Below are 8,290 nucleotides of genomic sequence, written 5' to 3'. Positions count from 1 at the left end.
CAAATAGAAACGAGAAAATTACGACTTTTTGCTGCATCCGATAATTCATATAATCACTCCTGTATATAAGAGAAGACACTATGCCAGTCGCCTAGGTAGTGCCTTCTCTTCCAAACTTATTTGTTCGATTCAACCGCTTTTTTCCACTTATTGTTTAGTTCTTTTTCTAACGTATCGATCGGTTTGCCTGAGTAGATTTCTTGAGCCGCCTTTTTAAAATCGAATTGAGCTGCGCCGCTTACTTTTGCAAAAGCTTCATCCGTTGCAGAGTAAATGAACGGTTTAAATGGATACTTTTCCGTCCATTTATTGAAGAAAGGAATTTCCGAGTTCACGCCGCCTATCGTGGAGAACTGTTGGGCGTTATTGATATAACCTTGGTAAACGTCTTTACTGAACATCCACTCGAAGAACGCTTTGGCTTCTTCTACGTTCTTACTGTTTTTGTTGATGCCGATATTCATATCGGACAGCGTCATGGAAGTCAACGGTTCGCTTTCGGAGTTTCTAAAAGGGAGCGGGAACACGCCCAAGTCTTCGTCCGTTTTCACACGATTGGCATAATCCCCGTAGTACCATTGACCAGCAGCGATCATAGCCGCCTTCTTGGATTCAAACAGCTGTGTGGATTGATCGAAGGAGATCGAAAGCGCATCCGGTCCAGCTAACTTCTTGCTCGACATTTCTTTAATTACTTTGCCAACTTTATCAAATGTGCTGCCGTCTCCAAACGGTTCAGGTGTCTTGGCTAACGTTCCCAAGTAGTTTTCATCGCCGGAAAGGATATGAGGTCCGAATTCCATGAACGGATAGAACGTCCAGTCTTCCTTGCCTCCAATTGCGATCGGCGTGTATTTGCCGTTCGTTTTAATTTTCTCCATCGTAGACATGAACTCTGGCAGCGTCTTCGGCACCTCCAAGTTCAGTTCCTTGAACACACTCGGATGGAAGTAAACGAACTCGGAGAATGACACGAGAGGTGCTCCCAGAATCTTTCCATCAATTTTGGCCGGGAATTTATTATTTTTAGCTCCATTTAATTCATCAAGAGTCAGAAGTGACTGTTTGTAAATTTGCATATGCCCTGGCTTCAAATAGAATAGATCCGGCAAATCGTTGGCAGCTAGACGTACCTTTAAGTACTGACCGCCATTGTCGGGCACTTTTTCCACTTCAACGGTTACGTTCGGCTTTAATTTGGTGTACTCTTTCACTTTCTCTTGCCAAAATGTCAAATCTCCTTTTGCGTCCCACATTGCCAGCTTCAGCTTAACAGGATTGGCCGGTTTCGGTGTCGGCGCAGCTGCCGCTTGGGATTCTACAGGCTTGGTGGATGCCGCCGGCTGTGTAGCCGTATCTTTGCCGCAACCTGTTAAGGTGCTGAGCAGCATGATCCCACTGACTAGTGCAGTGCCTACTAATTTTCTTTTTCCCATCTTCGTTACCCCTCCAATGATTGATTCTGTAATCATTTGTTCTACTTCCATCATACCCGTGATGTAAACGCATCCAAATGATCTTTTCGGTCATAGAGTTGATCTTTTTTGAACCATTAGAACGATTCTTCTTCTTTATCTTTGAAAATTAGCGGGATTTTCATGGTCACTTTCGTTCCTTCCGGTTCATTGGCAGCTAGTCTTAAACCGTAATCTTCCCCGTGATGCAGCTGAATGCGGTGGTGCACATTGGCAAATCCCATCCCCGTAAACGTATGAGGACTGCTTTTCGCCCGGAACTGTTGAAGCTGTTCCTCCGTCATTCCCTCGCCATTGTCGGCGATGACGATGTATAGACTGCCTTCATGAATATTGGCGGCTATCACGATTTTACCCTGCGATTCCTTGCCCGCCATCCCGTGTACGATACTGTTCTCCAGAACCGGCTGCAGCAGCAGCTTGAGCAAATACTTCGACTCCACCTGCGGATCAATCTGCCATTCTACTTCGAATTTATGACCATAGCGGATTTCCATGATGTATAAATAATGCTTCAAATTATCAATTTCATCAGAAAAGCGTGTAAGGATGCCTCCCCGGTTAAAAGAAGAAGAAACGAGCCTCATCAAGGCATTGGTCATGTTCCGAATGTTATCCACCTTGCTGATGAGCGCCATCAACTTAATCGCATTCAGCGTATTAATCAGGAAATGCGGGTTAATTTGCGACTGCAAGGCGGCGAACTCAGCTTTCCTTTTCATCTGCTCCTCTTCTTCGCGTTGGCGAATCAACAGCTTAATCTGATCCAGCATATGATTGAACGTACGGCCAAGCGTAGCCATTTCGGCAATGCCAGATGTACCGATTTTGGCATTCAGATCCCCCTCCATGACCAGGGACATTTTGCGTACCAACACATGAATAGGTCTTGTCAGACCTTTCACTAAATAAAAGGAAATGAGCAAAAATACTGCAATAACAACAAAGGTAGCAAGCAGGACGACTTTATAAATTCGGTTGTAATTGGCGGTAAGCTCGCTATACGGAATTTCATGCACGACTTTCCACCCTGTTTGGCCAACGGCTGCATACGTGACGAGCATCTCTGTCTCACTAGCTTTGTCGATAAAATGCCCTTCACTAGACGACTTTGTTTGCTCAAGCCTTGCAAAACTCTCACTCGTTTCATCCCAGTTGCTGCTCGATGCGATGACTTGCCCTTCTCCAGTCACAATGACGAAAGCGGATGTATCATAAGGCTGCTGTAGGAAAATTTTATCGAACGCTTCTTCGTTCAGTGTAAAACAAACCATTTCAACATCGCTTAACGTATGAAAAGCGCTCGGCGCAATGGCTGCAGATAATCCTGACGGTACGGTCTGGCCAAACAACATCATACGCTGCAAGCCCAGAAACTGGACATTATCCGTTTGCTGCAAAGTCTTCCGATACCACTCCATCGCACGAACCTCCTGTTCATCCGTGGACAGATTTTGCTGGAACGAATACACGCCTCCATCTTTGTAGAAGAAATGGATCGCCAGAAGCTGGCTCGACATCGAATAGGTATATCGGCTAAGCGCAAGCCCGAGCGCATTAATGTAAGCATAACGATTGCTTTCATCCGCTTGATGCAGCTGAGTGGCAATCGACAAGATATCCCGATCGACTCCGACTGCCGCCGTCACGTACTCGATTTTGCTGATCTCCTGCTGGGCGGAGTAGGTGACCGCATGCAGCGTCTGCAGCGAACGTTCTGTCGTTTGCTGCAGCAGATCGCGTTTATATACTTGCAGAATCATTGTCGAAATGATCACGATGGGGAACACCACCATCACAACTAACAAGACATGGAGCGTCGCCGAAAACGTCCACGGTTTAGCTAAGAACTTCATTCTGGGCACCCCGTCATGTCAAAATAGAAAAGATGACTATCTCACCTTACATTCGGTCATTTTAAGGAAATGTCCTTTTTTTCCTTTTGAATACGACAAAAACTCTTATATTTCGACATGACTGAGTTGCCGCTTCTATTCCGCTCGGCTTAATGGCCAGTTTCTTTTAAAAGCCTCTTTAGTACGACCACCGCTTCGGCTCGGCTGGCATGTTCCTGTGGAACGAATGCTTGATCTGATCTTCCGTTCATTAAGCCCGCACCCACAGCAAGCTGAACAAAGGGCTTGGCCCACTCGCTGACGGCAGCCTCATCACCAAACGGAATTTCTCCAGTCGCCTGCATATCCTCCAGTTTCGTTCCAGTTGCAATCGCCTTCGCTCTGATGAGCATCGCTGTCATTTCCTCGCGCGTAATGTTTTTCTCCGGGGCAAATTCATGCTCGGATATGCCATTAATCAAACCTGCTGCATACGCCTTTTTCACCGTAGACTCGTACCAAGAGCCTGAAGCAACATCGTCGAACGGAGTTTGATCGGCATCATCTTTCAGATTTAATACCTTCGCAATGAGTGTCGCGAATTGCGCTCTTGTCACATTCGTGTCTGGCGCGAAATGATCGTCATCCATGCCTTCCACGATTTGTTTGCCGACCATCTCCATAATGTCAGGTTTCGCCCAGTGCCCAGCTAGGTCACTGAAAATTTTGGTGAAATCTTGCGATTCATTTAAAGATAAGGATTTTCTTTTCAAATTGTGGTCCACCGTTTTCAGGGATGTCCACTTCACATTTGTTGTTCCTACTTTTTGGGCTTTAAACGTTATGGTGCCTAGAATGACATCTCCCTTTTCGCCATAAACTTTACCGACCTTCGTGTGTGCTATGGTTACTTCATTGTTTTTCACAATTGGCGAGATGGAGAAACCTTCTATTTTCGTTTCCGCCTTGACTACTTCCAGCTTGCTTGCATCAATGCTGAATTTGGCCTCATACGCATATAAATCTGTGAGCTGCTCCCCCTTCAAGGTGATGGTAAATTCCCCCGTTGATTCCGTATCGGACGTCGACATCGTAAATTGGGACACGTCCTCCGCAAAAGCAGCAGGTGCAAAGGCAAACGTGCTGCATAGTGTGCATAAGGCGGCACTCAAAATGATGGTATGTTTCATTTGGGTTCATCCTCTCTTCTCATTCGACAATTTTTGCAAACGCTTACAAGTATGGGTACAGGAAATTGCTCTCAAGTAAATTATAACGATTCCTGAGCGGCACGCTCATGATGTTTTTTGTCCTATTCATGATTATTTTTGAACTGGGACAGGACAACTGCCCTCTCCTGAAATCTCTAAGATCTATAAATAAAAAAAGGTACCCAAGGGCACCTTTAACCAAGCCAATTGAATTATTGCAGTTTGACCAGTCTCCATTTCTGATTTTCCGTACCGTTCGCCGTCTTAATAACCACGGAATATTCCGTGCCGGTTAGAAGCGTATCCAACGGTTTCTTGCTTTGGACACCAACAATTGTATAGGTGCCATCCGTATTGGCTATAAATTTCCACCTTTCGTTCGGTGAACCCGCATAAGGCCATATAATCGTCTTCGAATTGTCCGTGGTTGTCGCTGCGTTAACATCCAGCGCTTTGCCGCTTGGGACCCCAAGGAGCCTGAACGTACCGTCACCATTGTCACTAATATTCCATTGCTCACTTGCAGCGCCATTATCTGGTGACACAATAATGGCCGTACCATTCGCCGTTGCATTTCCCTTCACGTCCATGGCAAGGTTGCCGCTCCCGACATTGATGAGYTTATACACGCCACCTACCATGGCAGACTGGCTAAATTGGAACCAGTTCAGATGGAAGAGAGGGCCGCCAGTTCCCTTGTAAACGAGGTATACATTCTGCACGCCCGTGGCGCCAGTTACTCCGCAACCTACCGTTTGCCAAATTTTTCCCTCCTCCAGTAGACGGAACCGTACAAGTGCCTGCCAGCGTACCCGCCACACTCCCTAAGCGGATCTCAATGGTCCCTCCGGGTCCATTGCTCGCAACTCTRGCTGAGAATGAAGCTGCGCCACTTCCAAAATCAACATTGTTATAGACGGTATAGTCATTATTGTCAATCGATGTGAGATCATATCCCGTGCCTTTGTCTGAGGCGCTCTCAAGCTGGACGCCTGATTGGCTGTCGTAGTTCTCTGCTTCGATTTGGTTGAATGCAGATTGTGTATTTCCGCGCACGAATGTAATCCTCGAATCTGTAAACGGATTCAGAAGTTGATTACCGTACCGAATTACAGGAACCGTACCAGTCGGGGAATCAATTTGAGCGGATACGAGCTGCCCGTTTGCCCATTTGATACTCAGTTCATACCCGCCTCTCGCTTTCACGCCTGTAATTTCGCCACTTGTCCAGGCAGTAGGCAGCGAAGGGAGAAGTTCAATTTCCCCGGTATGACTTTGCACAAAGAGTTCTGGATAATACGCGCTTTTTATTTGCCATTCATTTACCGAAGGATTCGTCGGATAAATGGTTGCAAGGGCAGCAGCTTTATTCCCATCATTTAGTCGTGCCCACATGTACCCGCTATCCGGGTGATATCCGCCTGAACTACGCATGTTTAGCGATACTTTAGCTGCTTGAAATAAATCAGGCGTGCCTCTTTTCGTGATCTGATCCAGGAAACCGACACCGATGAGATGGGAAGCATGGCGATGACTTGGATCTACGTTCGCGTAATCATTATTCCATTCTTTCATTTGACCGCCAGTTCCAATTTGATAAGGTAGCAGCTTCAACAAAGCCGTTCGAATACGATTCAGCAAATCAACATCCGCAGGAGAATCTGTTTCCAATATGCTCCCCGCTTCAAGGACATTTTCAAACAGTTCTCGTATGACTGTCATATCAATCGTCGAACCTTGGCTCACAGCAATTTTTGTGCCATCTGACAAAACATACTTCGTTTCTGGTGAAGTAGAGGGCGATGTCACGAGATAACCATCCTTATTAGCAACAAGTCAATGCATACATCTTCTCTACATTTTCATTAAAAAAATGCGCTCCATTCGAGCGAGGACTCCACATGTAATTCCACATTCCCTGCTGATTATGCGGTCGATCAAATGTATTCGCTCTGGAAGTGCAAATGGAAACGTAACGCGCATACTGATAGGAGAGGACATTGGCTCTGGCATCACCTGTATTGCCGTTAACTTCCGTCCATAACCTGCGAAACAAACTCCGATAATCGGTCTGGTGGGCACTCAGGAGCTGGTCATAGGTTTTGGCAAACGCCGCGTTCATAATCCCCGTTACGATTGGAGTAGGATTGTTGCCGCCTTGGCTTGGATTCGGATTCGTAAACGGATCCTTGTAGCTTGTCGCATCGGCATATAGRAGTTCRATGACCGAAGCGCCTGAAATGTTYAAATTSCCTCCRGTTGCTGTKATSGTTCCTCCCGTCGTTCTGGMGCGAAGACGAGCATCGAACGTCATGCCTCTCCCGTCTGCCCACAGGGTGGTTGGGTACTGAGCGTAAGCGTAAGGGGCTGTTCCTGTCATTTGGATTTCATTGCCCGATGAAGAGATGGTTCCATGTCCGTTCATCTCATTCGGCAGCGTCATCTTGGCTGTCATACTCATCGGCTGACCGCCGTCATTGGTCATTCGGACAACCATAACACGATCGGGGTAGCTAGCAAATACTTCGCGCTTATAAGTCGTGTTACCCACTTTATACGTGGTAGTCACAACAGCTTTATCCAAATGAAGTTCTCGATTGTAATTCGTATATCCCGTCGTATTCGGGACATCCAAGACAATATTGCCGATGGGCAGAAAGTTAGCCATATACGCATATCCCCACATCCCATTGGCAGCCGTTTCAGCTTGTTTTAATTTCTGCTCGCGATACGTTACTGTTGTTGCTGTATCCGCTTCTGCCAGCAGGCTTCTTGTACTATTTAGAGCTGTTTTGCGGTTTGGATTATAATTGTTAAAGGGTTCGCTCTGTCCCGCTAGCCGGCGTTGTCCAATTGATTTTCAAATCATCCCAATTGCCAGTTTTCTGGACAGGCAGTGCCGTACTTCCTACATTAGCATGAGCTTGATTCGATGTCCCCACTGAAACTATGCTTGTTACAAGAAGAGWACTAACCATCATGCTTATGAAACCTGCTTTTASTTTCTTCATAATATCTCCTCCTCGATCTTGTTCGAAGGCCTTGTAAGGATTATTTCGAAAAATCTAGAGCTATCCATTTACTAGTAAAAAGGTGCCCAAGGACACCCTTTAACCAAATCTTCATCCTTATTGCAGTTTGACCAGTCTCCACTTCTGACTTGCCGTACCGTTCGCCGTCTTAATAACCACCGAGTATTCGGTGCCGGTTAGAAGCGTATCCAACGGTTTGTTGCTTTGGACACCGACAATTGTATAGGTGCCATCTGCATTAGCGTTGAATTTCCACCTTTCGTTGGGCGAACCCCCATAAGGCCATATAATCGTCTTTGAGTTGTCCGTCGTTGTGGCTGCGGTAACATCCAGCGCTTTGCCGCTTGGGACACCAAGGAGCCTGAAGGTGCCGTCGCCATTGTCGCTAATATTCCATTGCTCGCTTACAGCGCCGATATCTGGTGACGCAATGACTGCCGTCCCATTCGCCGTTGCATTTCCCTTCACGTCCATGGCAAGGTTTCCGCTCCCGACATTGATGAGTTTATACACGCCACCTACCATGGCAGACTGGCTAAATTGGAACCAGTTCAGATGGAAGAGAGGGCCGCCAGTTCCCTTGTAAAAGAGGTATACATTCTGCACGCCCGTGGCACCCGTTACTCCGCAGCCTACCGTTTGCCAAATTTGCCCTCCTCCAGTAGACGGTACCGTACAAGTGCCTACCAGCGTACCCGCCACACTCCCTAAGCGGATCTCAATGGTCCCTCCGGGTC

Annotated in this window: 8 protein-coding genes; all 8 read right to left on the bottom strand. The window is 46.7% G+C overall.

Annotated elements, in window-relative coordinates:
- Window positions 1-116 precede the first annotated feature (116 nt).
- Window positions 117-1,436, bottom strand: coding sequence for an ABC transporter substrate-binding protein (locus AC1DUA_RS17895; RefSeq protein WP_477501058.1), 1,320 nt, complete (start codon window positions 1,434-1,436; stop codon window positions 117-119).
- 116 nt (window positions 1,437-1,552) lie between these two features.
- Entirely contained in the window at window positions 1,553-3,331 is a 1,779-nt protein-coding gene (locus AC1DUA_RS17890) for a sensor histidine kinase (protein ID WP_477501057.1), read from the bottom strand.
- A 149-nt stretch (window positions 3,332-3,480) separates the two neighbouring features.
- The gene (locus tag AC1DUA_RS17885; RefSeq protein WP_477501056.1) at window positions 3,481-4,500 is read right to left on the bottom strand and encodes an S-layer homology domain-containing protein; all 1,020 of its coding nucleotides are present in this window, start codon (window positions 4,498-4,500) and stop codon (window positions 3,481-3,483) included.
- A gap of 233 nt (window positions 4,501-4,733) precedes the next feature.
- On the bottom strand, window positions 4,734-5,243 hold the full coding sequence (locus AC1DUA_RS17880) for an RICIN domain-containing protein (protein WP_477501055.1): 510 nt from the start codon (window positions 5,241-5,243) through the stop codon (window positions 4,734-4,736).
- The gene (locus AC1DUA_RS17875) at window positions 5,173-6,330 is read right to left on the bottom strand and encodes a glycosyl hydrolase family 95 catalytic domain-containing protein (RefSeq protein WP_477501054.1); all 1,158 of its coding nucleotides are present in this window, start codon (window positions 6,328-6,330) and stop codon (window positions 5,173-5,175) included. Before AC1DUA_RS17875 ends, AC1DUA_RS17880 begins: the two co-directional genes overlap by 71 nt.
- A gap of 16 nt (window positions 6,331-6,346) precedes the next feature.
- A complete protein-coding gene (locus tag AC1DUA_RS17870) occupies window positions 6,347-7,285 on the bottom strand; it encodes a glycoside hydrolase N-terminal domain-containing protein (RefSeq protein ID WP_477501059.1) in 939 nt (312 codons plus the stop codon).
- Between the two features lie 49 nt (window positions 7,286-7,334).
- Window positions 7,335-7,532 carry a hypothetical protein gene (locus AC1DUA_RS17865; RefSeq protein WP_477501053.1) on the bottom strand — a complete coding sequence of 66 codons (198 nt, stop codon included), beginning with the start codon at window positions 7,530-7,532 and terminating at the stop codon, window positions 7,335-7,337.
- Between the two features lie 117 nt (window positions 7,533-7,649).
- Window positions 7,650-8,290: RICIN domain-containing protein (locus AC1DUA_RS17860; RefSeq protein ID WP_477501052.1), on the bottom strand; the 641-nt coding region annotated here is incomplete at its 5' end.

The sequence above is a fragment of the Paenibacillus sp. 01T422 genome (genome assembly GCF_056398785.1).
Note: the sequence above shows the minus strand (reverse complement) of the source record. Positions and strands in the feature narration are given on the sequence as shown.

Coding starts and splice junctions, on each gene's coding strand:
- AC1DUA_RS17885 (WP_477501056.1), bottom strand. CDS start 4,500: ATGAAACATACCATCATTTTGAGTGCCGCCTTATGCACACTATGCAGC.
- AC1DUA_RS17890 (WP_477501057.1), bottom strand. CDS start 3,331: ATGAAGTTCTTAGCTAAACCGTGGACGTTTTCGGCGACGCTCCATGTC.
- AC1DUA_RS17895 (WP_477501058.1), bottom strand. CDS start 1,436: ATGGGAAAAAGAAAATTAGTAGGCACTGCACTAGTCAGTGGGATCATG.